This is a genomic window from Pseudomonas sp. ASL7 (assembly GCF_056680375.1).
In genome coordinates this window covers 3,811,211-3,835,812 of record NZ_CM155279.1, presented here as the reverse complement: position 1 = coordinate 3,835,812, position 24,602 = coordinate 3,811,211, and the positions used below count along the sequence as shown (strand labels likewise).

Annotated in this window: 20 protein-coding genes, 1 tRNA gene and 4 pseudogenes; 11 read left to right on the top strand and 14 right to left on the bottom strand. The window is 59.6% G+C overall.

Annotated features, from left to right (window positions below):
* Positions 1–162: 162 nt before the first annotated feature.
* The 3 genes from mksF to mksB are packed head-to-tail and all read right to left on the bottom strand — an operon-like array spanning position 163 to position 4,968.
* Positions 163–3,003 carry an Mks condensin complex protein MksF gene (gene mksF / locus AC1MDT_RS17695; protein ID WP_480418302.1) on the bottom strand — a complete coding sequence of 947 codons (2,841 nt, stop codon included), beginning with the start codon at positions 3,001–3,003 and terminating at the stop codon, positions 163–165.
* Positions 3,000–3,701, bottom strand: a complete 702-nt coding sequence (gene mksE / locus AC1MDT_RS17690) for an Mks condensin complex protein MksE (RefSeq protein WP_480418301.1) — start codon at positions 3,699–3,701, stop codon at positions 3,000–3,002. Before mksE ends, mksF begins: the two co-directional genes overlap by 4 nt.
* Complete coding sequence (gene mksB, locus AC1MDT_RS17685; RefSeq protein WP_480418300.1) at positions 3,691–4,968, bottom strand: Mks condensin complex protein MksB; 1,278 nt, start codon at positions 4,966–4,968, stop codon at positions 3,691–3,693. The genes mksE and mksB overlap by 11 nt, the downstream gene beginning before the upstream one ends.
* A gap of 238 nt (positions 4,969–5,206) precedes the next feature.
* Between mksB and AC1MDT_RS17680 the strand changes: the two genes are divergently transcribed.
* Both AC1MDT_RS17680 and rimI read left to right on the top strand, forming a co-directional pair.
* Positions 5,207–5,947, top strand: a complete 741-nt coding sequence (locus AC1MDT_RS17680; protein WP_480422823.1) for an energy transducer TonB — start codon at positions 5,207–5,209, stop codon at positions 5,945–5,947.
* Positions 5,940–6,392, top strand: coding sequence for a ribosomal protein S18-alanine N-acetyltransferase (rimI, locus tag AC1MDT_RS17675; RefSeq protein ID WP_480418299.1), 453 nt, complete (start codon positions 5,940–5,942; stop codon positions 6,390–6,392). The genes AC1MDT_RS17680 and rimI overlap by 8 nt, the downstream gene beginning before the upstream one ends.
* Before the next feature lie 113 nt (positions 6,393–6,505).
* Here the strand turns inward: rimI and AC1MDT_RS17670 are convergent, their stop codons facing one another.
* Entirely contained in the window at positions 6,506–6,910 is a 405-nt protein-coding gene (locus tag AC1MDT_RS17670) for a serine kinase/phosphatase (RefSeq protein WP_480418298.1), read from the bottom strand.
* 173 nt (positions 6,911–7,083) lie between these two features.
* Here AC1MDT_RS17670 and can point away from each other — a divergent pair, with 173 nt between their 5' ends.
* Positions 7,084–7,728, top strand: coding sequence for a carbonate dehydratase (can, locus tag AC1MDT_RS17665; RefSeq protein WP_480418297.1), 645 nt, complete (start codon positions 7,084–7,086; stop codon positions 7,726–7,728).
* Positions 7,729–7,791: 63 nt separating this feature from the next.
* Here can and AC1MDT_RS17660 read toward each other — a convergent pair.
* The 3 genes and pseudogenes from AC1MDT_RS17660 to AC1MDT_RS17650 all read right to left on the bottom strand — a co-directional run bounded on the left by AC1MDT_RS17660 (position 7,792) and on the right by AC1MDT_RS17650 (position 11,359).
* Positions 7,792–8,964 (bottom strand): annotated as a pseudogene (locus AC1MDT_RS17660) (hypothetical protein).
* 181 nt (positions 8,965–9,145) lie between these two features.
* A complete protein-coding gene (locus AC1MDT_RS17655; RefSeq protein WP_480418296.1) occupies positions 9,146–9,466 on the bottom strand; it encodes a hypothetical protein in 321 nt (106 codons plus the stop codon).
* Between the two features lie 192 nt (positions 9,467–9,658).
* Complete coding sequence (locus AC1MDT_RS17650; protein WP_480418295.1) at positions 9,659–11,359, bottom strand: acid phosphatase; 1,701 nt, start codon at positions 11,357–11,359, stop codon at positions 9,659–9,661.
* An 89-nt stretch (positions 11,360–11,448) separates the two neighbouring features.
* On the opposite strand from AC1MDT_RS17650, the gene AC1MDT_RS17645 reads away from it, so the two are divergent.
* On the top strand, positions 11,449–11,676 hold the full coding sequence (locus AC1MDT_RS17645) for a hypothetical protein (RefSeq protein ID WP_480418294.1): 228 nt from the start codon (positions 11,449–11,451) through the stop codon (positions 11,674–11,676).
* 90 nt (positions 11,677–11,766) lie between these two features.
* Here the strand turns inward: AC1MDT_RS17645 and AC1MDT_RS17640 are convergent, their stop codons facing one another.
* The gene (locus AC1MDT_RS17640; RefSeq protein ID WP_480418293.1) at positions 11,767–13,185 is read right to left on the bottom strand and encodes a short-chain fatty acid transporter; all 1,419 of its coding nucleotides are present in this window, start codon (positions 13,183–13,185) and stop codon (positions 11,767–11,769) included.
* A 314-nt stretch (positions 13,186–13,499) separates the two neighbouring features.
* On the opposite strand from AC1MDT_RS17640, the gene AC1MDT_RS17635 reads away from it, so the two are divergent.
* The 4 genes and pseudogenes from AC1MDT_RS17635 to AC1MDT_RS17620 all read left to right on the top strand — a co-directional run bounded on the left by AC1MDT_RS17635 (position 13,500) and on the right by AC1MDT_RS17620 (position 16,913).
* Complete coding sequence (locus AC1MDT_RS17635) at positions 13,500–14,813, top strand: MFS transporter (protein ID WP_480418292.1); 1,314 nt, start codon at positions 13,500–13,502, stop codon at positions 14,811–14,813.
* Between the two features lie 81 nt (positions 14,814–14,894).
* A pseudogene (locus tag AC1MDT_RS17630) lies at positions 14,895–15,719 on the top strand (PAS domain-containing protein); the annotation flags it as partial.
* Positions 15,699–16,259, top strand: a complete 561-nt coding sequence (locus AC1MDT_RS17625; RefSeq protein ID WP_480422822.1) for a methyl-accepting chemotaxis protein — start codon at positions 15,699–15,701, stop codon at positions 16,257–16,259. The pseudogene AC1MDT_RS17630 and the gene AC1MDT_RS17625, both read left to right, overlap by 21 nt.
* Before the next feature lie 54 nt (positions 16,260–16,313).
* On the top strand, positions 16,314–16,913 hold the full coding sequence (locus tag AC1MDT_RS17620) for a flavin reductase family protein (RefSeq protein ID WP_480418291.1): 600 nt from the start codon (positions 16,314–16,316) through the stop codon (positions 16,911–16,913).
* 12 nt (positions 16,914–16,925) lie between these two features.
* Here the strand turns inward: AC1MDT_RS17620 and AC1MDT_RS17615 are convergent.
* Positions 16,926–17,129 (bottom strand): annotated as a pseudogene (locus tag AC1MDT_RS17615) (cupin domain-containing protein); the annotation flags it as partial.
* Here AC1MDT_RS17615 and AC1MDT_RS17610 point away from each other — a divergent pair.
* Together AC1MDT_RS17610 and AC1MDT_RS17605 are read left to right on the top strand one after the other, a co-directional pair.
* Positions 17,130–17,414: pseudogene (locus AC1MDT_RS17610) on the top strand (D-alanine--D-alanine ligase A); the annotation flags it as partial. It abuts the pseudogene before it with no gap.
* A gap of 37 nt (positions 17,415–17,451) precedes the next feature.
* Positions 17,452–17,880 (top strand): TOBE domain-containing protein, encoded by a 429-nt coding sequence (locus AC1MDT_RS17605; protein WP_480418290.1) that lies wholly within the window; start codon positions 17,452–17,454, stop codon positions 17,878–17,880.
* A gap of 24 nt (positions 17,881–17,904) precedes the next feature.
* Here AC1MDT_RS17605 and AC1MDT_RS17600 read toward each other — a convergent pair whose 3' ends face one another.
* The 3 genes from AC1MDT_RS17600 to ggt all read right to left on the bottom strand — a co-directional run bounded on the left by AC1MDT_RS17600 (position 17,905) and on the right by ggt (position 20,685).
* Positions 17,905–18,276 carry a helix-turn-helix domain-containing protein gene (locus AC1MDT_RS17600; protein ID WP_480418289.1) on the bottom strand — a complete coding sequence of 124 codons (372 nt, stop codon included), beginning with the start codon at positions 18,274–18,276 and terminating at the stop codon, positions 17,905–17,907.
* 3 nt (positions 18,277–18,279) lie between these two features.
* On the bottom strand, positions 18,280–18,582 hold the full coding sequence (locus AC1MDT_RS17595; protein WP_201120522.1) for a type II toxin-antitoxin system HigB family toxin: 303 nt from the start codon (positions 18,580–18,582) through the stop codon (positions 18,280–18,282).
* Between the two features lie 270 nt (positions 18,583–18,852).
* Entirely contained in the window at positions 18,853–20,685 is a 1,833-nt protein-coding gene (gene ggt / locus AC1MDT_RS17590) for a gamma-glutamyltransferase (protein ID WP_480418288.1), read from the bottom strand.
* A gap of 163 nt (positions 20,686–20,848) precedes the next feature.
* Here ggt and AC1MDT_RS17585 point away from each other — a divergent pair, with 163 nt between their 5' ends.
* Complete coding sequence (locus tag AC1MDT_RS17585) at positions 20,849–21,958, top strand: DUF2817 domain-containing protein (protein ID WP_480418287.1); 1,110 nt, start codon at positions 20,849–20,851, stop codon at positions 21,956–21,958.
* Between the two features lie 187 nt (positions 21,959–22,145).
* Here AC1MDT_RS17585 and AC1MDT_RS17580 read toward each other — a convergent pair.
* Positions 22,146–22,222 (bottom strand) — tRNA-Met (locus tag AC1MDT_RS17580).
* Between the two features lie 116 nt (positions 22,223–22,338).
* A complete protein-coding gene (locus AC1MDT_RS17575) occupies positions 22,339–24,396 on the bottom strand; it encodes a methyl-accepting chemotaxis protein (RefSeq protein ID WP_480418286.1) in 2,058 nt (685 codons plus the stop codon).
* Positions 24,397–24,602: the final 206 nt, after the last annotated feature.

Genomic DNA, 24,602 nt, shown 5'->3' with positions numbered 1-24,602 from the left:
ATCCATGTCGATCATGGCATTCGTGTACGACACCGATCAAATGTGGGAGCGAGCCTGCTCGCGAAGGGGCCCTCAAGTTCCCAGAAAGTCTCAAGTCAGCACACAAAAAAGGCCGCGATCCATTGGATCGCGGCCTTTTTCATGGCCTTTGAATAATGCGAATCAGACCGCGTCCAGCTCCGGCTCATCCGCCTGCACAACAACGGTCGGCTTCACTTCATCGTGACGGCGAATGTACTTCCAGTCCGCTTCGTCGATGTAGATCCCGTTCGGCCCGCTGCCACCTTCCAGGTCGATGGCGACACTGGCGCAAACCTGCGGTTTCACACTCGCCAGGATCGGCACGAAGCCCAGTTGCAGGCTGGTTTCCAGCAAGGCTGCCTGGTTCTTTTCGTCGATGTCTGCCGCCTCGTCGAGGTAGTACGGCAGACGCACGCGGCCGGCCTGGTCGCGGTCCATCAAGTGCAGCAACAAGTACATGTTGGTGAGCGCTTTGATGGTCATCGTGGTGCCGTTGGAAGCGGCGCCATCGATGTCGGTGTGAATCACCGGCTGACCGTTGACCTTGGTGATTTCGAACGCGAGCTCGAACAAGTCCTTGAGGCCGAGCTGGTTGTGGTTCGCTGCCACCAGCCGTGCCAAATACTCCTTGGCCTCTTCGTTCTTGTTGTCCTGATCGGCGCTTTGGCTCAGGTCGAAGACGGAAAGGGTTTCGCCTTCTTCGTACTGGCCGGCACTGTGGATGATCTGGTCGATATGCTTGAGCGCCTCCTTGTTCGGCGCTAGCACGATACGGAAACTCTGCAGGTTGGAGACCTGACGCTTGTTGATCTCGCGGTTGAACAGCGCCAGTTGGTGCTCAAGGCTGTCGTAGTCGCTACGAATATTACGCAGGGTCCGAGCGATGTCAGTGACTGCCGCACGGCGCGCCTTGCCCAGGGTCAGGGCTTCGTCGGTACGGTGCGCGTACGCGTTGATCAACAATTGCAGGCGACGCTCCATATCGTCTTCGCTGTCGAACTTGGCTACGCCTTTGAGGCGGACCTGAGCGTACAGCGCTTCGATCTGACCATCGCTGCGCTGCAACCCCTGCCAGCTGTCCTGATAGTCATTGAGCAGCGGCAGCAGATTGTCCATGGAGTCATCGATCGGGTCCATGAACGGGGTACCGAAGGGCAGGTCTGCCGGCAACAATTGACGGCGTCGCAGCGCGTCGTCGAGCGTGCGTTGCTTGGCCTCCATGTCGCCGATCTGCCGGCCGACCAGTTGCAGCTTGGCCGACAATTGCTGGACACGTTCGGTGAAGGCGTCGCTGGAACGCTTCAATTCATCCTGCGCGGCTTCCATTTGCGCCAGCTGTTCCAGCTTGTCGCCTTCCTCGGCGCTCAGGGTTTGCGCCCGACGGAAATCTTCCAGGGCTTTCTGCGCGTCCAGCACTTGCTGGTACAGCGCTTCGGTCTGGGTTTTGCTGGCCGCGCGGTCCGCTGCAACGGCTTGCTGGGTTTTCAGTTGCTTGAGCTCTTTGTCCAGGCGCTCTTTCTGATCGCGCAATGCCGCGCGGTCAGCCAAGGCTTGCAGCGCTGGAGGCTCGATGTGCGACAGGTCGATGGACAGGCCCGGCACTTCGAAGCGCTCACCCTTGAAGCCATCGAGGATCAGCTCCATGGATTTGACCCACTGACCGTCCTCGTCCAGCGCAATCCCGTGCTCGCCCAGCGGCAGGCTGAACAACGCACTATTGAACAGGCGCATCAGGCGCTCTACATCCTGTTGCGAAAATTCTTCGCGCAGGCGGGCGTAGCTGTTGTTGTCGGCGTGATCGAGTTGTTGCTTGACCGACTTCAGGCGTTTTTCCAGATCCCGCAGACGTTCTTCCAAATCCTCGGCGGTGAATTGGCGCGACTGCGCCAGCGCACCGGCCAGCTCATCGTGCGCGTCCTTGGCGGCGAGCAGTTGCTGCTCCAGGACTTTGACGTCATCGACTAAAGCGAAGCGATGCTTGAGCACCGACAGCTCGCCAAGCCAGCGCTGGATGCCGGTGATTTCCCGCTCCAGACGCATCAGCTCCTGAGTGCCGCCGCGTTGATCGTTTTGCAACGCGTCCTGCTCGTTGCGATAGTGCTCGGCCTGAATCGTCAGCTCTTCCTTGCGCGCACTGGCGTAGTCCGACCAGGTGCCGAGCAAGGAATCGAGGAGAGGCGAGATCCGGTGCAATTTGCCGCGCAGGATGTTGCGCTGGGTCACGCCTGCCGCGAGGGCTTCGACCAATGGGCCCGCGGTGACCAGCGAGTTGTAGTCTTGCTCCATGCGTCGTACATCGCGGAATGCTTCTTCGCACGCGGCGATGTAGTCGACACTGCCGGAGCGCAGGCTGTGTTCGAACGCATCGAGAAACAGCTGCTTGAGCTTGGCCGCTGTGATTTCGCGCATGTGCAGCAGGTTGATGAACAACGCGCGGAAAGTCTTAAGGCTCTGTTCACTGGTGGAGCGCAGCGGGATCAGCGTCAAGTCCAGCGGAATCGAGGTGTGACCGCCGACCAGCAAACGACGCAGTTCATCCGGTTTGAGTTCGTAGGCCTTCAGGCCTTCGCGCTCAAGGTTGGTGAACAGCTCTTTCTGGCGCAGGCAGGTGTCGTTTTTCTGATAGTGGGCGAGGTCCAGTTTGCCGGCGTAGGCAAAGAACTGGTGACCGAAACCACCGCCCGGGCCGCGACCGACCACGCCGATCACGTGCGGGCCGTGGGGCAGCGAGACTTCAACGAGGATGTAGCTGGTGTCTGAGGCGAAGTAGAAGCGCCGGGACTGTTCCAGGCTGTACTTGCCGAAACTCATGTCCGACATGCGCGCCAGAATCGGAAACTGCAAGGCGTTGATCGACGCGGATTTACCGAGGTTGTTCGCGCCGTAGACCGACAGCGGTTCTTCCAGCGGGAACAGGCCGAGGCTGTAGCCGGCGGTGTTCAAAAGGGCGAAGCGGCGAATGCCGTAGCGTTCCTTGCTCATGCGTCGGTCTCCTGTTCTTCGGCAATGGCGCGGGCCATCGCGTCTTCTTCGCTTTCTTCTTCGAAGTCGCTAAGGTCCAGTGGATCATCGGTTTGCAGCAGCTTTTCGTCGCTGTCGTCATCGATCAACACCGGAACCGGCAGCGGTAGCACGCTGTGCAGGCTGGCCGCCAAATCGCGGTCCTGCTGAACCGACAGGCAGACATCGAGGAATCGGTGCATCGGCGGCAGGAAACGGTAGACACCGTTTTCTTCGCCGGCAAAACCGAGTTGGGTCATGCGGCGCATGATTTTTTCTTCGAGTTCTTCCTGGGTCTGCACTTCGGCCTGGATGAACAGGTCGCGGTACTTTTCCAGCAGCGACGGCAATTCATCGCGGCCCAGGCTGCCACCATCGAGTACGGCGACCGGGTCACGGCCCTGATCGGCCAGATGCTCGACGAGGATGAAGGTGAACAGCGCCAGACGTTGCGCGGTTTTATTCACCGCCGCCGCGGCGAGGTCCGGGACGAAGTAGTAGAAACCGCGGGTGTCGCAGACCAGTTCAAAGCCCAGCGCCTTGAACAGCGTGCGGTACTGGTCCTGGAAGTTCGACAGTTGTGCGTACAGTTCCGGGTCGCGGCGGCTGACGTGGTAGCCCTTGAACAGCTCGCGAAAGATCGGCGCCAGCTGGGATAGTTCGGATAGATCAAGATGCATATGGAGTGCTCGCAGAATTCTCGGCGGCGTCGTCGCCGGCCGAGAGCAGGGCGAAGGAGCGCAGGCTGACCTGGTGCTCGTGAGTGTGGTAGTCGCGACGTTCCAGACGCTCGCGTTTGAAGCGTTTTTCCCGCGACAGGCGCGAGAACCAATAAAGTAATTCGTCGGTGGCGCCGTCCGGTTCCTGTTCCAGCAGCCAGATCATCAGGTCCGGCATCGGCAGGGCGTCCTCGCAGCGCTCGAGCATTTCCCGAACCGTGCGTGGCGCGCGCGGCGCTTCGCCTTTCTGAGTCTTGTGGGCCTTGGGGAAACGCGCAGGTTTCGGCTCGAAACGGGCCAGTGCGTACACGTAGGCCTCGACCTGACTGGCGCTGCCGAGGAACGTGCTTTGCGGGCGGGTGAACATCGGCATAGCGGCCTGCGGCACCGCATCGATGCCTTTGCGGCGGATGGCCGCCAGCGCCAGCGCCGCGCCACGGGTCACGGCGTTGTGGCGCCGGGCTTCTTCACGCAGCGGCAGCAACAATTCACGGGCGTGGCGCAGGGTCAGCTGGGCGCTGGTCTGCATTTCGAGGATGCGCGCGTGGGTGCGCAGCAGCATGTCGTCATCGACCAGGTGGCCGAGGCGTTGCTGCTCGGTGAGCATCTTCAGCAGGACGTTTTCGACCTTGCGCACGCCTTGTTCGAAGGCGCCGTCGGCGTTCACCAACTGAATCATCGGCTCGACGTATTCATCCCAGGTCGCCAGCACTTCAGCGTAACGCTGACGCAACGGAATCTGCCGGTCGCTGGTCTTGGCACGCTCAGCGACGGCCACCAGGGCCTGTTCGTCGTTGGCCAGCTTCTTCAGAACGTCTCGCACACGCATGTCGAGCAGGCGCAACTGCCGCGCCAGGTCGTCGCCGTCGCGGATGTCGAACGCGTCCTGAATGTAACCGGCCAGGCGCTCGAGGTGGCGCAAGTAGGCTTCGATTTCCAGGCACAGGCCCAGACGGTGCTCACGGCGCAGGTAAGCGAGGAAGTCATGGATCTGCGCGTTGAGCTCGAAACGGTTCGGGCTTTTCGCCACGGGAACCAGAATGTCGAGGCGGATCCACACGTCCAGCAGGCTGGTGATGTCCTGCGGCGTACTGTCGAGTTGCTGGGCGGCCAACTGTGAACGCAGTTCGTTGAGGCTCAAGGTGCCTTGGTCGAAGTGCTCGCACAGTGGCTCCAGAAGTGCCCAGTGTTCAGCGAGGGCGCGCAAGACGCGCTTGGGTTCGATCATCGGAATGGCCGGCTGGTTGGCGATTAAAAGCCGCGATTGTACTTCATCGAAGGCGCGGCGCTTCACTCTCGGGACGGGCTGTCGCCATTTTTCATAGGTGGAAAGACTATCGGTGAAGTCTATCGATCAACAGCGCGGGCGATCTTGAGCGAAGGGCGGTAGAATCACCGCACTTTAGTTATCCACAAGTGGCCGACCCTTGCTTATCGAGTCCCGTCGCCGCGCTTATTTGACCGCCATGCAGGTGGTCAACTGGCTGCCGCGCACCGAATTGCCCTTCGCCGCGCCCTCGCGCCCCGAGCTGCTGGAGATGCCCGAGCCATTGGTCATCGCCCCGGTGGCGCCGGCTCCGATGGCTGAAGCGTCAGTGGACCCTGTGATCAAGCCGGCGGAACGGGTGAAGATCGAGGTCCCGCGGCCATCGTTGGCCAGCACACGCACGAACGCCAAGGTCGAAGAAGAGGAAGCGCCGGTCGCGGTCAAGGCGCCGGTCGTGCCGCCACCGCGTTTCGCCCTGCAATTACTGCGCGCCGGCCGCTGCCTGCTGCTGGTGGAGTTACCCACAGGCGAAACGTTCCAGACCCGCGACCCCGCGTATCTGCTGCTCAAGGACATGCTGCGCGCAGCCGGTCTGCCGGACAGCCCGCAGATCATCGGCGAGCCGGTGCGCTGGCCGCTGCTGGCTCGGGGCACCATGGACCAGGGCCCGGAAGCCGCTCGAGACTTTGTGCAAGGTTTTCTCTCGGCCCGGCTGGAAGATGCTCCCTGCGTTTGCGTGTGGCTGATCGGCCTGCCAGCGGTGCGTTTTGCCGGCGAGGCGAACGCCGAATCGTTCAACCGTGAACTCCAGGTCGAAGGCCTGGGCTCGGCCTGGGCCCTGCCGGGTCTGGAATTATTAATGGAAGAGCCACAGCGTAAAGCTGATGTCTGGCAAGCCATGCGTCGGCTGATGGCGCGCTGGAAAGAATCGAATGAGTGAGGCTGTATCGTTCCGCCCGATGACCGAAGCGGACCTGGACGCTGTCCTGAAAATTGAATATGCGGCCTACAGCCATCCCTGGACCCGCGGGATTTTTCTCGATGGGCTGGGCAAGTACCAGATCTGGCTCATGTTCGAAGGCGAGCAGCAGGTCGCCCATGGCGTGGTGCAGATCATTCTTGATGAAGCACATCTGCTGAACATCACGGTCAAACCGGAAAACCAAGGCCGCGGGCTGGGTTTGACATTGCTTGAGCATTTGATGTCGATTGCCTACAAGGCCCAGGCGCGGGAGTGCTTTCTCGAAGTGCGCGACAGTAATCGGTCGGCGTTTCGGTTGTACGAGCGGTATGGATTTAACGAGATTGGGCGTCGACGTGACTATTACCCTGCTGTTGGCGGACGGGAAGATGCAGTGGTCATGGCCTGCACCCTCGTCGACTGAACACAGTTCCCTGAGCTGCCGAAGGCTGCGATCTTTTGATCTTTCTATTTTGCGACAACAAAAGATCGCAGCCTTCGGCAGCTTCTATAGCGGGATACGGTCTGCCCTCTAGTTCAGCGATTACCGTCTATCGAATCGCGCTCTGCCATCTCTGCCTCATCCAGCCCATTGCCACCCCCAATGTCGTCTTCATCGACGATGCTTAAATCCCAATCGGCCTGGCCGCCTTCACCCGCTTCGTGGGCATCCCGGGCACCGTCTTCGCGGATCAGGTTTTCCGGGCTCATGTCGTCGTCGGTGGGCTCATGATCATCGGTCGAGGCGCCGGTCATGCCGGCTTCGCGCGCGCGATGGCGGGGTATCAGTCGCTCGCGCGCTGTTGTCGTCAGTTCATCGCCAATTTTGGCGCTGGGTTCTTCCTCGTCGAAATCCAGCTCATGCATCGATCCCATGCGGTCTTCATTATCATCGATGGGCTCGGGTTGCACCGCATCGAAAGGACGTCGTGAATCAGTCATGGTAATTCCTCATACTGTGGGCCTTACTACGGTGGACCCACGGGACTGCTGGGAATTCCACCGGCATGGAGCGCCAGCCAGCCGTTGGGGGCATCAGGGGATCTACATCTCGCGCGTGACCCAGACGGACGGTTGTCTGTCAAAGCAACGCACCATTATCGAGGCTTTATTGTATGAACGAATTACAAGATCTGATTGATAACAATGAGCGCTGGGCCGACGCGATCACCAAAGAAGATCCTGATTTCTTCGCCAAGCTGGCCCGTCAGCAGACGCCGGAATACCTGTGGATCGGTTGCTCTGATGCCCGTGTGCCGGCGAACGAGATTGTCGGCATGCTGCCGGGCGACTTGTTTGTACACCGCAATGTGGCCAACGTGGTGCTGCACACTGACCTCAACTGCCTGTCGGTGATCCAGTACGCGGTGGACGTGCTCAAGGTCAAACATATCCTCGTCACCGGGCATTACGGCTGCGGCGGTGTGCGCGCTTCGATGCAGGATCGCCAACTGGGCCTGATCGACGGCTGGCTGCGCTCGATTCGTGATCTCTATTACGAAAAGCGCGAAGAACTGGCCCAGTTGCCGACCGAAGAAGAGCGGGTCGACCGCCTCTGCGAATTCAACGTGATCCAGCAGGTGGCCAACGTCGGCCACACCAGCATTGTGCAAAACGCCTGGCATCGTGGGCAGAAGCTGTCGATCCACGGTTGCATCTACGGCATCAAGGATGGCCGCTGGAAGAGCCTGAACACGACCATCAGCGGTTTCGAGCAACTGCCGCCGCAATACCGCTTGCGTCCGGTCGAGAAGTTGTAGAGCCTTTCAGCACAGACGCTTTCCCGCGTCAGCCATCGCCCACGCGGGAAAGTCATGCATCGTCTACAGGTGCGGAGAAGGCATCGCGGTCGCGGGTGCCGGGGCCTTGAGCTGTTTGAGTTTGGACTTGATCGGTGGCGTCGCGCACTTGGCCGCGGCTTGGTCGGGCGTCATGTTGCGGATCGAGGTGTAGAACAACTCGCAGGTCTTTTCTTTTTGGGTCACTTGCCAGGTCTGGGTGCAGCTTTTCAGCTGAACTTGAGGGTCAGTGCCCGGTTTGCTGCCCATACCGGCCTGCCAGCACGCGGCGCTCAAATCCTGCCCCATGACTTTCAAGCCAGCGTCGTCGGCCTTGGCCTGTGCATCTTCACCGGTGTAGGTCGCGGGGTCGGCGGCGTACCAGATGTAGCTTGGGTGGTTGGAACCCAGCACCGGCACGTTCACCCCTGTACTTGGACTGATCGTGGCCAGACCCAACACGTTCACGGTCGGACCGTATTGCTGTTTGATCCAGTTACGCACCGGCGCGCCGAAGGCGACCATCGGTAACGCGGCACCGCTGGCGTTCTGGCTGACGTCCTTGACCATGGAGGTCTGATAGTCCTTGAAGTAGTCGTAGACCCCTTCCAGATCCTTGCCGGCACTGGATGGCGCGGCAATCGGTGCGATGTCGATGATGGTCTAGTAGCCCGGCGTCTGGTCTGCGGGGATGCCGTTGTCGGTGAGCAGCGTGGCCCAACGATCGGTGGTGGCAGACCTGAGATAATCCTGTGCCTGGGTCAACGAGTAATCCGGTGGGAAGTGCAACAGTTCAACGCTTTTGCGGTTTTCCAGCGCCATGCCCAATGGCAGGAACAGATACCAGTTGTAGGCCCACTTGCCATCGGCATTCAGTTTGCTGGCACCGGTGTAGGCCAGGTCGCCGGCATCGAGCAGCGCTGCCAACGGTTTTTCATAACTCTTGGGCACGCCGCTGATTTCGGCGTAGAGCTGATCGTTATCGGTTTTGACCAGAACCTTCGCTTCGCTGTAGCCATCGCGTTGCACGCTTTGGGTCAGGTAATGCTCGACGGTCTGTTCCAGCGTCCAGTTGCGAAAACAGATCACGTTGCAGTTGTTGGGGAAGGCAAACAGGCGCGTGACGCGTTCAGTGTTGCCCAGCTTCAGGTCGACATCGGCGTGGGCGGTGGTGCTCAGGGTGAGGGCGGCAAGGGTGAGTCCTGCGAGTTTGAACATGCTCAGATCCTTTTCAGCGATGGGTCCCCGAATGGGAATGAGCGTCATACTGGATCAGCAGGGGGAGACAAAGAAGTGGTATGAAACAGATTTCTTATGATGGGCGGTCGACGGTTTCAATGTTGAATCCCGGCAGGTAGCCCGCCGCACTTATGCGGCGGACCGGCTCATGGCCGTGGCGTTACAGTAGGCGTAAGGCCAAATCACTTCCTGCGCGCAAGTATTCCACTTGGGCAACAACAGCGTCTTTAACGATGGCCTCGCCGGTGTCGGTCAGTTTGGCTTTCTTTGCATCGATAATTGCCGACTGCAGTAACTGCATGGCGACATCCATTGCTTTTTGAAAAGCCGTCACATTGTTATGGTGACCAAACTCACGAATGACAGCGTCCATGCGTCTGTCGGCATCCTCGCGCAGGGCTTTATATTCAACGAATGAAACTCTGCCATCCTGGTAGATTTCATTAATCATTTCTTCCAGCGATTTCGATATTAAAGGCATTTACTTGTTCGTCCTTGGTTAATGCAGTTTTATTGAACAGAAATTGACTGCTCCGTCGAAGTCTAACGCGGTGTTTTATGCATTGAAGATAGGACGTTACCTGGCGTTGTGTCAGGCAACACCGAACCTGTTTGTAAGACCAATCCAGTTGCAGTCATTCGCCCCTTCGGCAAGGGGCGATGCCATCTTCAGTCAGCTCGTGAAATGCAAGGCATTGGTCAAATCCCCCATTGGCTGTTGGCCACGGGCAATCATCGCCTCATCGCGCAGTTTGATCCCGTCGAGTGTCTCCAGTTGGAACACCCGAGTGATCAGCCGCAGGATCGAAGCCGTGTCGTAGACCGTATGGTCCACCGTGCCCTTGCGCGAGAACGGTGAAATGACCAGCGCCGGGATACGCGTCCCCGGGCCCCAGCGATCGCCTTTGGGCGGAGCAACGTGATCCCACCAGCCGCCGTTTTCATCGACCGCGATCACCACCACCATGTTTTTCCATTGCGGGCTCTGCTGCAAAACCTTCAGCGCGCGGACGATGTGCCGGTCGCCAGACGCTACGTCGGCGTAGCCCGCGTGCATGTTCAAGTTGCCCTGGGGTTTGTAGAACGTCACCGCTGGCAGCTTGCCGGCTTCGGCATCGGCCAGGAACTTGTTGGTGCTCGACTCATCGCCCAAACCGCCATCGCGCAGCCGTTTGCTGCGTTCCACCGGGTTCTCCGGGCCTTGGCGTTTGAAGTAATTGAACGGCTGATGGTGGTACTGGAAATTCGGAATTTTCGGAATGGCTCCCGAATCCTTGTACTCATCGATCGTGGCTTGCCATGCGCCGCCGTACCACGCCCAGTCGACGTTTTTCTTCGAGAGCTTGTCGCCGATATGTTCGTGTGTTTGTGGGACAAGCACGCTGGGCAAATCGGCTTTGGCGTAGTCCGGGCGCTCGGGATCGCGGATCCAGGTCGGCCAGTAAGGGGGAGCCATGGTGTTCACAGCATAGCCGTCGGGAGTCAGCAGGCTCGGGCCGAATTGCGGCGGGCCGGTCATGGCGCTGGTGGGCGACTGGGCCAACGGCTTGAGGCGCGTATCGGTCGGATCATCGCTCTGCAGTGTGGCGATCTGCGACTTGGCCACCGAGTTGGCGGCATCCGGATAAAACGGCACCTGGGCACTGATCAGATATTGATGGTTCAGGTACGAACCGCCGAACGCGCCCTGGAAAAAGTTATCGCACAGGACGAATTCTTTGGCGACATCCCACAAGCGCAGCGAGTACCGGGTCTGGGCGTAATGGCCGAACGTCAGGGCGCCGGAATCGGCCCATGCCACAAAGTGATCGTTCTTGCCGCCGTTGATCTGCATCTGGTTTTGATAGAACACATGCCACAGGTCGCGAGTGACCAGGCTCAGGGGCAAGTCTTCGCCTTGTGGCCCCTTGAGGGCGAACGGGGCATTGGGCAGATGTTCCTGAAACTGCGTACCGGCGGGATAAATCACGCCATCAAGGGTTTGCGGGCCGACCTGGTTCACGCCACCCCATACCGGCGGCAGGCCCGACAGCACGCTGCCGTCGCGGTCGCGTTGCAGGTATTGCTCGGGTTTGATCGCGGACAGCGGGTTTTCGATGCCGGGGAAATCCGCAAACAGGTTGTTGAAGCTGCGGTTTTCGCCGTAGATCACCACGACGTTTTTCACCTGCTCGCGCAGGGCTTTATCCAGTTCGGTTGGCGTCAGTGCTCGTTCAGCCGGTTTTCCCGGTTCATCACCATGGGGGCCGCAAGCGCTTAAGGTAGCGCCTACACCCAATACCGCAACGCTACCGAGGAAACGGCGACGGCTGGTATCGGTGGGTTGATCGTCTTCGGGGGAGGGGATGTCGCTTCCGTCTTTTTCGTCGTTCATTCCGACTCCTGCCTTGCAAAGTTGTTGCAATATATTGCTGCTGAACGCTAGCAGCGCGATGTGGCGTGGAGGTTACACGAGAGTTTCGATTGGCTGACACTGCGATGGCCGGCACGCATCCTGTCACGGTGTGCGGTGTTTACCATCCTCAGGCGCCGCCAGACTGGCGCGATACCGAACCTGGTAAAGATGACCTTGACCTGCTGGTAGATGCTCTGCCCGGCGCCACACTTTTTGATCTCGGCGGACTTCAAGTCGAGCTTGAAGATTTGCTGGGCGTAAGTGTTGATCTGCTGACGCCAGGGGATCTTCCTTGAAATTTAGCCAACAGGTGCTTGAGCAGGCTCGGCCATATGACCGAGAAAACCTGATTGCACCTGCTCCACAGCAGGTGCAATCAACTTCAGTTACGGCATCACTGGCGCCGTATACGTCAGCGTCGTCCCCAACGCCCACAGCAGGAACAGCACCAGCGGCGTGTGCACCAGCAGTTGCACGAACGAAAACCCGATCAAGTCCCGCGCCTTCAACCCCAGCACACCGAGCAGCGGCAACATGTAAAACGGGTTGATCAGGTTCGGCAGGGCTTCGGCGGCGTTGTAGATTTGCACGGCCCAACCCAAGTGGTACTTGAGGTCGGTGGCCACTTGCATCACATACGGCGCTTCAATGATCCATTTACCGCCGCCGGACGGGATGAAGAAACCCAGGATGGCCGAGTACACACCCATCAGCAGCGCATAGGTGTCGTGGGACGCGATGCTGACGAAGAAGCTCGAGATGTGGTGTGCCAGGGTTTGAGCGTCAGCGCCTTTGACGGTGGTCATCAGCGCAGCGATCGAGCCGTACAGCGGAAACTGGATCAACACGCCAGTGGTGGTCGGCACCGCGCGGGCCACGGCGTCGAGGAAGCTGCGTGGGCGCCAGTGCAGCAACGCGCCGAGCATCAGGAACAGGAAATTGTAGGTGTTCAGGCCCGAAATGGCACTGATCGCCGGTTTGGTCGAGAACTCATGAAACAACCAGCCGGCGGCCAGCAACACCAGCAGAATCGTCAGAAGCGGGCTGTGTTCCAGCCATTCGCCGGGGCGGGTGCGCGGTTGCAACGGCGGTAGGTTGAAACTGGGGTCGATGCCACACGCTTTGGCATCACGCGCTGTATTCGGGCCGGGGGCGGTAGCGTAGGCAATGATCAACGAGATGATGATCAGCGCCAGCAACATCACACCGGACTGCCAGAGAAAAATCGTTTGGGTGAAGGGAATGACGCCGGTGATCGACAGAATCGACGGCGGCAGACTGGCCGGGTTGGCCTGTAGTTGCGCGGCGGACGACGACAGGCCCAAGGCCCACACGGCGCCAAGCCCGAGATACGCGGCAGCACCGGCAGCGCGGTAATCCATTTTCAGATCGGTGCGGCGGGCGAGGGCGCGCACCAGCAAACCGCCGAATACCAGCGATAAGCCCCAGTTCAGCAGCGACGCGACCATGGAAATCAGCGCCACCCAGGCCACGGCGGAGCGGCCGTTCTTCGGGATGCGCGCCAAGCGATCAATCAATTTCACTGCCGGTGGCGAACTGGCGACCACATAGCCACCGATCACCACGAACGCCATCTGCATGGTGAACGGGATCAGGCTCCAGAACCCGTCGCCGAACGCCATGGCGGCGTCGGTGGGTTTGGCGCCCATGGCCATGGTGGCCAATGCGACGATGATCACCGCCAGTGCGGCAAACACCCAGGAGTCGGGGAACCAGCGTTCGGCAAAGCTTGAGCAGCGCAGGGCAAAGCGGGCATAGCGGCTATCTTCGATCTCAGCGGCCACGGGAGTACCTCTAATTCTTATGTTTATTGTGGTCTTCAGGGGCTGTAGGAGCGAGCTTGCTCGCGATGGACTTCAGAGCGCCGTGTTTAGCCAGTAAACACGCGTCATCGTTAACGACCATCGCGAGCAAGCTCGCTCCTACAATGCATTGGCGGCAAAGGCCCATTTGGACAGCTGCCAACAGTAAAACAATAGGATGCTTTTTGCGGCGCTGTTTTGGGCGTATGGGACTAAGGTCTAACGGGTTGTCCGTGGACACGTTTGCGTAGACCATGGGCGCCTTGGTTTTTTTGCCGATGCCAGAGTTATTCTTCATGACTGCCAACACCGATTCGCCCCCGGCGCCATTCAACCGCTCGGACTACAAAACCCTGGGGCTCGCCGCCCTCGGCGGGGCGTTGGAAATCTACGACTTCATCATTTTCGTATTTTTTGCCCTGACCCTCAGCCAGTTGTTCTTCCCACCGCAAATGCCCGAGTGGCTGCGGCTACTGCAAAGCTTCGGGATCTTTGCCACCGGCTACCTGGCGCGGCCACTGGGTGGAATTCTGATGGCGCATTTCGCCGACAGACTGGGGCGCAAGAAGGTCTTCAGCCTGAGCATCCTGATGATGGCACTGCCGTGCCTGCTGATCGGCATCATGCCGACCTACGCGCAAATAGGTTATTTCGCGCCGCTGCTGCTGTTAGCGCTGCGAATCCTCCAGGGCGCGGCGGTTGGTGGTGAAGTGCCCAGCGCCTGGGTGTTTGTCGCCGAGCACGCACCGGTCGGCCATCGCGGCTACGCCTTGGGCTTTTTGCAAGCGGGGCTGACCTTTGGGTATTTGATCGGCGCATTGACGGCGACGTTTCTGACACAGGTGTTCACGCCGGCCGAAATCCTTGATTACGCCTGGCGTTATCCGTTCCTGTTGGGCGGCGTGTTTGGCGTGATCGGCGTCTGGCTGCGTCGCTGGCTCAGCGAAACCCCGGTGTTCATGGCCATGCAGGCGCAGCGCGACGCCGCTGTCGAACTGCCATTGCGCACAGTCTTGCGTGAACATCGCCTGGCAATGCTGCCAGCGATGATCCTCACTTGCGTGCTGACATCGGCGGTGGTGGTGTTCGTGGTGATCACCCCGACCATGATGCAGAAAACCTTCGGCATGACCGCGGGTCACACCTTCGCACTCAGTGCCTTGGGCATCGTTTTTCTGAATATTGGCTGCGTGCTCGCCGGGTTGTTGGTCGATCGTATCGGCGCATGGCGCACGGTAATGCTTTATAGCCTGCTGCTGCCGTTGGGTATCGGCGTGCTGTATACCTGCTTGATTATCGGCGGCAGCTGGATCGGCCTGGCGTACTCGATTGCCGGCCTCAGTTGCGGGGTGGTTGGCGCGGTGCCGTCGGTGATGGTCAGCCTGTTCCCTGCGCGGATTCGTGTCTCCGGCATTTCCTTCACTTACAACATTGCCTACGCCGCATGGGCGAGTGTCACGCCGCTGTTGCTGATCGGTCTGATGCCGTGGAGTCCTTGGATCTGCGTGATTTTCTGCGCAGCGATGGGGGTGGTAGGCGTGGGCAGTGCCGCGTATTTTGGCGCCCGGATGCCGAACGTCGGAAGGTGCTCAGCGGCTGGCGCGATCTGATTCAAGGCAGCGAAGTGCCTGCCTCCATTTATTTTTGTAGGACAAACCGCAAACGCTCTTCAGAAAATATTTCCAAAGCCGATGGCTAGGCTGCATTCCGCTTTCTATCCCTGTCCATCGGTGCTCCCAATGTTCAACAAACGCTTGAAGCAAGAGTTGTCGGCTCTTCGCGAAGAACTCTCCAGCCTTCAGCAAGTGAAGGAAAGTCTGGAAAGCGAGATGCTGGTCCTGACCCTCGATCCCGATGGACGGATTCAGTCGGTCAACCAAAACTTCATCGGCGAGATGCTTTACAAAAGCAATGACCTGATCGGCCGACACCTCGAAGACATCGTCCCGGCCCATGTGAAATCGGACGAGTTCCATCACCGCTTCAAGGCCTCGCTGACCCGTGGCGAGCACTTCGCCGGTGCGGTGCGTTTGTTGCGTGGTAATGGCCAGGAAGCCTGGCTGCGCTCGATCGTGCAGCCGGTGCGGTCGGCGGACGGCCGGATCAGGCACTTCGCGATTTACTCCAGCGACCTGACCCGCACCATTGAGGCGTCCCGTGAGCACGAGAACCTGATCGGCGCGCTGGTGCGCTCGACCGCGGTGATCGAGTTCGATCTTGATGGTCAGGTGTTGACGGCCAACGATCGGTTCCTCAGCGGCATGGGTTACAGCCTGGCGCAGATCAAGGGTAAACATCACCGAACGTTCTGCGAGCCGCAGGAGCACAACAGCGCCGAGTATCAACACTTCTGGCAGCGCTTGAACGCCGGTGAATATGTGGCCGGCCGTTTCAAACGCGTCGACAGCCACGGCCGTACGGTCTGGCTGGAGGCGTCCTACAACCCGGTGACCGATGCCAACAACAAGCTCTACAAAGTGGTGAAATTCGCCACGGTGATTAGCGACCAGGTCAAGCAGGAACAGGCCGTCGCCGAAGCGGCCAACATTGCCTACAGCACTTCACAACAAACCGACAGTAGTGCTCAGCGTGGTAACGCCGTGGTCACACAAGCGGTGAATGTGCTGCGAGATCTTGCAAAGCATATGCAAACCGCCGGTGAAGGTATCGAAGCCCTTAACGAGCAATCACTGGTGATCGGCACCATCGTTAAAACCATCAGCGGCATTGCCGAACAAACCAACTTGCTGGCGCTCAATGCGGCCATCGAAGCGGCTCGGGCGGGCGAACAGGGGCGTGGTTTTGCCGTAGTGGCGGACGAGGTCCGGCAACTGGCATCACGCACCAGCCAGGCCACCGATGAAATTGTCGGCGTAGTGCGCCAGAATCAGGAAATGGCCCGCAACGCCGTGGCCCTGATTACCGACGGCAAGCTTCAGGCTGAACAAGGCCTGGCGTTGGCAGCAGAGGCCGGCACGGTGATCGTCGAAATTCAGGACGGGGCGCAGAAAGTGGTGAACGCGGTGGGGCAGTTTGCCAATCAGTTGGCGAGTTGATGCCATCCGGGCGGATATCGCTACAATCGGCTCTTTTCCAAGGAGCAGACATCCATGAGCGTTTCCTATCGCCGTCCGGTTCCGTTGTCCAAGGCTTATCGCCTGCTCAATCACGGGCCGACCGTGCTGGTCAGCGCGGCCCATGATGGCCAACGCAATATCATGGCCGCCGCCTGGGCCATGCCGCTGGACTTCGAACCCCCGAAAATTGCCGTGGTGCTGGATAAGTCCACCTGGACCCGGCAGCTGCTGGAAGGCTCCGGTACGTTCGTGCTGAACGTACCCTGCGCGGCCCAGGCCGATATTGTGCAAACAGTCGGTTCGACATCCGGCCTTGAATTGACTCAGGGCCAAGGTCGGGACAAGTTCCAGGTCTATGGCTTGCAAACCTTCAGTGGCGAGTTGATCGATGCGCCGATGCTCGAAGGCTGCGTCGCCTGGCTGGAATGCCGGCTGCTGCCGGAGCCGGGCAATCACCAGCAGTACGATCTGTTCCTGGCCGAAGTGATTGCCGCTCAGGCAGACGAACGCGTGTTCAGCGAAGGCCGCTGGCACTTCGAAGGGCAAGACGCATTGCGTACCTTGCACCATGTGGCCGGCGGGCATTTCTTGAAGATTGGCGATCCTGTGGATGGCAAAACCTTGCAGGTGTAAGCCGGCTGCTGTTCACACCCACAGGTCATTTTGCGCGGTGCGGTCGCCAACTTCACTGCCGGTGTTCAAGACACCCTTGGGTTCGATCAGCAGCAGTTTCACCTCTTGCCCGGCGAACGGCTTGTGCTCGACGCCCTTTGGCACCCCATACATTTCGCCGGCGCCCACCAAAACGTGGCCATCGCGAAAGTCGATGCGCAACTGGCCTTCCAGAACCCGGCTAATACCAGCGTCGATGCGAGCGAACGCATTCGCGCCATGGCCGTCGTAGCGTTTCAAGTTCTGGGCTGTTCCGTGTTGGCCCGGGTCGATGTATTCCTGACCGACAGCGGCGAAGTGCTGATTAACGAAATCAATTCGCTACCAGGCTTCACTCGCATCAGCATGTACCCCAAGCTGTGGCAGGCCACCGGCATGAGTTACAGCGAGCTGGTCAGCCGTTTGATCGACCTGGCGCTGGAGAAGCACAAGGCACGGCAGGCGCTGAAGAACTCTCGATAGTTTCTAACGAAAAGTCATTATTCGAGGCGATAACGTCATGAAAGTCAGTGCACGTAATGTATTCAAAGGCACCATCAGTCAATTGCAGCCAGGTGCGGTCAACGCCGAAGTCTCGCTGAAACTGCCCGGCGGCAATGAGCTGGTGGCCGTGGTGACCATGGAAAGCGTGAAGAACCTCGGCATGGCGGTCGGCAAGGAAGCGGTCGCGCTGGTCAAGGCGCCGTGGGTCATGCTGATGACCGAATCCAGCGACATTCGTCTCTCGGCGCGCAACTGCCTGGCCGGCAAAGTCACCAGCGTCATCGACGGCTCAGTGAACGCCGAAGTCGTCATCGAGCTCGACGGCGGCACCGAGGTCTATTCGATCGTGACGCGTCAGGCTGTAGCAGAACTGGGCCTGGCGCCTGGCGTGAGCGCGACGGCGGTGATCAAGGCGTCTCACATTATTTTGGGTGTGCCGGTTTGATTTCAGGCGTTGGCTTATACCTGATCAAGCCTGCTTCACGGGCTTGATCAGACTTTCTGCTGGTATCCCGAATAAATCATGAAGCTTCCAAATCATCGGGAGTGTCAGTGCGCGTTTGCCATTGAGCACTTCGTAGACCCGGTTTGTACGTCCAATAGCGGGTGCCAGGTCAGCCGCAGACAAGCCGGACTGCTCCATACGAAACTTTATCGCGTCAATCGGATTGGGCAGATCCACTGGAAACTGCTTCGATTCATAGGCTTCGATAAGCGTGATCATGATGTCGAAGTGATCACCTTCAGGGGTGCCAGGCTCTGGTTCGTTGTCGAAGAGTGCTGACACATCCTTGAGGGCTGCACGGTAGTCGTCGTCGGTGTGAATCGGACGAATGTTCATGGGTTACTCCATCTCGACGGTATCAGCGTCGATAGCGTCGTACTGCTTGTGAGTGCCGACAAATTTTATGTATACGGCGCCGAAGCGATACGCCACAGCGACTACCAACCGAAAGTCATTGCCTTTGATGTTGAACACGACTCTACGGCTTTTGAGAATACTGGCGCTAGCAAAGTGCGCTTTTATGTCCGCTGGCATTTTCCACTCAGCATTTCTAGCCTCGTCCATCCAGGCCAGAAAGGACTGTTCCGAATCGGGGTATTTCTCCCAAAACCTTTTCAGTTGACTGATAGCGATGATTCTCATTGGGTGATCCTAGTCCCGCGGTGGGACTGATGCAAGTCTGTGAAGGCGTGTCCGATGTGCGGGGACGTGAGTTCGACTTCTGTATCAAGTGTGTTGATTGCCGATTTGATGAGCAGGGGCTGACTCGGAAATTGGGAAACTGATCCCCGAACTCTATCCGGGAAGCAGTCATTTGCGGGTAGGAAAAGACTGCGCGACCGGGCCGATCAGTATTTTTTTTCATAAAAAAAGGCCTACCTCCCGGTAAGCCCTTTCCACTCAACGTAAGACTCAATCCCCCAACGCTTCCCCCTCACGCCGCGGATCCGCCCCGCCCGCCAATGACGCTTTCCCTTGCGCATCCGTCACCCGAACAATCGCCTGGGTGCCGCTGGTCATGTCGATCTCGTCCACGCTGTGCCCTTTGTCCTTTAGGGCCTGAATCAGTGCAGGGCTGAACTGCCCTCGCTCCAGCTCGGTCGGGCCGTTGCGGCTGCCGAAGTTGGGCAGGCGGATAGCGGTTTGTGGGTCGAGGTTCCAGTCGAGCAGGCCAATGGTGGATTTGGCAACGTATTCGATGATCTGCGAGCCACCCGGCGAGCCGAGGGTGGCGAGGAATTCGCCGCTCTGGCGGTCGAAGATCAGGGTGGGGGCCATAGACGAGCGTGGGCGTTTGCCGGGTTCTACGCGGTTGGCGACCTTTTGCCCGTTTTCTTCGGGAATGAACGAAAAGTCGGTCATCTGGTTGTTGAGCACAAAGCCCTGGACCATCAAGTGCGAGCCGAACGCGGATTCGATGGTGGTGGTCATGGACACGGCACCGCCCTGGTCATCGACCGCCACCACTTGTGAGGTAGAGATCCGCAGGGGGGAGCGATCCGGCGCGTAAGCCACCTGAATGCCCGGCGGGTTGCCGGGCTTGGCGATGCCCATGCTGCGGTCGCCGATCAGCCCTGCGCGGCTCGCCAGATACGTCGGGTCCACCAGGCCTTTGACGGGGACGGGCACGAAGTCCGTGTCGGCCACGTACTGTGCGCGATCGGCGTAGGCCAGGCGCTCGGCTTCAGAGATCAGGTGTACGGCCTCAGCGGGCGGTTCGATGCCTGCAGGGGCGTCAGTCTTGATCGGTTTGAGCGGTGCCAGGTCAAAGCGTTTGTCGCGAGTCTCCAACGATTCCAGCATGCCGAGGATCTGCGCCACAGCGATCCCGCCTGATGACGGAGGCGGCATGCCGCACACCTGCCAGCGTTTGTAGTCGGTGCACAGCGGCGCGCGCTCCTTGGCGCTGTAACCTTTGAGGTCGTTCAGCGACAGGCTGCCGGGGTTGGAGTGGCCCGTCACCTTGGTGACGATCTCCTGGGCGATGGGGCCTTGGTAAAACGCATCAGGCCCTTCGATGGCGATGCGTTTCAGGACTGCGGCCAGTGCCGGGTTTTTCAGTAGCGTGCCGACGGCTTTCGGGCTGCCATCCGCATCGAGGAAATAAGCCATCATGTCTGGCGAGCGTCGCATGGACGAGTCCGAGGCGATCAACTGGTGAAGGCGTGGCGAGATGGCGAATCCTTCTTCCGCCAGTTTGATGGCCGGTTCGAACAGCTTCGCCCATGGCAACCGACCGTGTTTCTGATGGGCCAGCTCAAGTGCTCGTAACACGCCCGGAGTTCCCACCGAACGGCCACCAATCTGCGCCTGGGTGAACGGCATCGGTTTGCCGTCGGCCTGCAGGAGAAGCTTCTCGGTGGCACCGGCCGGTGCAGTTTCACGGCCATCGTAAGTACGCACCTGTTTGCCATCCCACAGCACGATCAACGCACCGCCCCCAATGCCGGAGGATTGCGGCTCGACCAGGGTCAACACCGCTTGCATCGCAATCGCGGCATCAATCGCTGAGCCGCCCAGACGCAGCATTTCTCGCCCGGCCTCGGCTGCCAAAGGATTAGCCGCTGCCGCCATGTGTTTCGTAGCGTGCTGCGTGACCAGGTCGGTGCGGTAACCCGAGGCGATTTCCGGCGCGACCGGCAATGTCGAAGAGGACGGAACATTGCAGGCGGCAAGGGTTAATGCGGTGGCGATCAGCGAAAGCGCCGACAGGCGAAAGCGGCTCAAGTGGAGCGCTGAGAACATGCGGGGTACTCCGTCCATGGGAAAGATCCATGGACTTTATCGACCGACAGGAAGTGACGCAAACCAAGGCCTACAGTAAAGATGCGTTTGTCCTTCATCAGTCGACAGATTTTCTGTAGGGTCGAGGGCAACAGATTGGCCAGAAGATCAACAAGAGGCAGACATGCAGACCGAGTTTCCCACCCAGCCCAGCTACCGCACTCAGCGCGAACAATTTCTGGCAGCCGCCACGGCGGCCGGCGCAACGCTCACTGAGTACCCGCATCCACTTAAAGGGCCATTCGGTGAGCCCTTGAGCACCGATGTCGCAGTGCTTGGTGATCCGGCCGCCAAGCGCCTGCTGATTGCGCTCAGCGGCACCCACGGGGTCGAAGGCTTCTATGGTTCAGGCTGCCAGATCAAGTGGCTGCAGGAGTTGGGCAAGCGTTCGCTGCCGATGGATGTCGCCGTGGTGATGATCCACCTGATCAATCCCTGGGGGACGGCGTGGCTGCGACGGGTCAATGAAGACAACATCGACCTGAACCGCAATCACCTGAACTTCGAAGGCCTGCTGCCGGACAATCAGGCCTATGCCGCGCTGCATGAAATCTATGCCTGCACGGAATTGAAAGGGCCTGAGCGAGAGCATGCCGATGCCTTGCTCGACGAGCAGATCCGCGAACACGGCTGGCCGGCGGTGATGTCGGTTGTCGAGGGTGGCCAGCACCGCCATCCCGATGGACTATTTTACGGCGGGCTGGCGCCGAGCTGGTCGAACCGCACGTTGCATCAGATCATTCAAAAGCATGTTGCCCATGCCGAAGTGGCCATGTGTTTCGACTTGCACACCGGCGCCGGGGAGTACGGTCACCCGATGTTGCTGACCATTACCGAGTCGGCGTATCCAGCGCTTGCAGATGCGCAGGCCATCTATGGTCCTTGGCTTTATACCTTGCACACAGGCGCCGACACGCTGAGCGAAACCGGTGTCGCGGCCACCGCCACTGGCTATACCTCACAGGCGTTGATCAATGCGTTACCGAACGTGCGGCTGATGCCGTTTGTGATCGAGTGTGGGACTTATCCGGGGCCGGACGTCCATCGTCATCTGCGCGATGATCAATGGCTGCACCTGCACGGCAATCCGAGTGATGCGGTGGGGCGCGAGATCAAACTGAATCTGGTTGAACAGTTCTATCCTGCTGACAGCGACTGGCAGGCCATGGTCTGGCTGCGTACGTGGCAGATATGGGAGCGGGCGCTGTCGGCCTTGCCGACGCTTCGTTCGTGACGCGGGCTCTTATTGCCCGAATGCATGCGGTTCGAGTCCTCTTGCAACCGCAGCATGTTTTCTTCGCCGATGTGGATGAAGCCGCTGAGAAAACAAAACACGCGTAAATATACCGCCCTGTGATTCAGGGCACTTTTCTCGAGGCATAAAAAAACGGCCTACCTTTCGGTAAGCCGTTTTTAGTACTTGGTGGCTACACAGGGACTTGAACCCCGGACCCCAGCATTATGAATGCTATGCTCTAACCAACTGAGCTATGTAGCCAAGTGGCGCGCATTATTCACCGGTAATGCAGATGCGTCAAGCGTAAATGTAAAATATTTCTCTACGCTTTCAACCGCTTATCCACCTGGCCCGAAAAAACGGGCCGGGGGAGGGCGTTAACCGAGCTGAAATCTCCCGGTATTGGCACTCAAGGCCTTGCTGCCCTGGCTCAAGGTGTCTGCCGCCAGGTTCACCGCCCGTGCGCCTTCGAGCAAGCGTAGCGCCGCCTGATCGACTTGCTGGATATTGCCGCTGACTTCATCGGCGGTGGTCGCTTGCTCGTCGACCGCGGTGGCGATTTGCGCCAGGGTATCGGTGACGCTCTGCACGGCGCTGGCAATTTCCCCCAATCGTTCGCCCAGGCCCGTGACCGCCTGTGCGTCAGATTGTGCCTGGCCGCAGGCTGCCTCCATCAGGCTGACCGCTTCATTGACCGTATTGCGCAGGCTGTCGACGGTGCCGGCAATCTGTGCGGTGGAGGCCTGGGTGCGCTGGGAGAGGCTGCGTACTTCATCGGCCACCACGGCAAACCCCCGACCTTGCTCGCCGGCTCGGGCCGCTTCGATGGCGGCGTTGAGCGCGAGCAGGTTGGTCTGTTCGGCGACGCCGCGAATGGTGTCCACCACCAATTGAATTTGCTGCCCTTGTTCACTGACTCGGCCCAGTGCGGCAGCCGTGTCGTTCAAACGCTGGTTGAGCTGTTGGATGCTAGCGGTCGTGCGCTGGCTGTCGCGGCTGCTGTCGGCGGCGATACGCTGGGTGTGCTGCGCGCTGCCGGAGGCGTGTTCGCAGCTCTGGGCGACACCTAGAGAGGTAGCGGCCAATTGTGTCGCCGCAGCGGCGATCTGACTGATCTGCAATTGCTGCGCTTCGACCTCGCCCAATGCACCACTGGAATGATGATTGAGGGTGCGCACCGCGTTGCTCAGCTGCAGCGTTTCGTGATCGACCCCCAGCAGACTGTTACGCAGTTGCACCACGGCGACGTTGAGGGCCGTGCTGATGGCTGCCAATTCATCCCGACCGTGCACCGGCACTTGCAGGCTCAGATTGCCGTCGCGAAGTGCTTCGGCCAACAACGTGATGCCGCTGGCGCTGCGACGTATCGAGGCCTGCAAGCAGATGAACAGGTACAGCGCGGCCAGTAGCAGGCCACCCAGAATCGTCGCCACCACTATGAACTGGCGGATGGCCGAACCGTGGTAGTAATCCAGGCGCTGATCCAACGAAACCAACGACTGCTGGCGTAACGAGGCGAGGTCGGTGAGCAAGGTGTCAAGGCTGCGTTCGAACTCCTCGGGCTTGAGCTTGATGCTGCCGCCGAATACACCGTCGTCGAGCACTTGCAGCTCGGCGTCCAGGTGCTTGAGGCTGTCATGGTATTGCCCGGCCCAGGCTTGCAAGGCGCTGGGCAGGCGTGCCTCCAGCAGACTGGCTGTTTTCACCAGTTGCTCTCGGGCGTCGCCGATGCGGCTGCGCAAGTCTCGCAGTTGCAGACGGCTTTGCAGGGTGAACTGTCCGGACACTACCGACGCTTGGCCAACGCTGGCGAGACGACCGACCTGTTCGATCAGGTCCGGCGCGTGCTGTGTGGCGATCTGCGTCAGCAGGTAGGTTTCCAGCCACGGTGCGAGGGTCAGGCGATTGTCCATGGCGATCTGTTCGCGCAAGGCTTGCAGGGCGCTCAAGGCATTGGTGAAACGATCATAGCCGTCCGGCCACCAGCCGACGCTGCTCAGGCTTTTCGAGTCCAGGCCGTTGAGCGCGGCTTGTAGGGCTTGGTAACGGGCCAGGGTTTCACCCTCGGCGCCTTCAGTTTGCAGTGCGTTGCCGAGGTCCGAGGTGGCTTGCGCGACGGCTGGCTGAACCGCATCAAACGCAGCCATCGCCGCGAGTGTGGCAGGCGTCGGCTGGCGATTGGTTTCGGTGGCGCGCCAGCGGGCGGCGCGGTCGCGCTGGGCAGCGAGCAGGTTATCGAGCGCATCGAGGGCGAGCAATTGATGAACCCCGGCACGTTCGCCGGAGATCAGCGTCAGTTTCTCGCGATAGTCCTGACCAATCATCCACAGACTGCCTGTCAGGGGCAGAATAAACAGCAGAAACAACAGTTGGAATTTGCGTGCGAAACCGAAACGCCCCAGCAACCCGATCCCCGGTGATAAAAAAGCCTGCATGCCCCATGACTCCCCTGGACACCACGCACTATTGGCGTGCGCCGAGGCCATTGCGACCACGACTTGTGCCCTCTTAAAAGGCCTCGAAAGTTCACCCTCGCCAGCTCTGTAGGCCGACTCTGTGACGAAACTTCCCATTCTCGGTCCCCTTTGTAAGGGGGCCGCGTTGAAGCGGAGAAACAAGGCAAGATTCAGACCATGGCTTT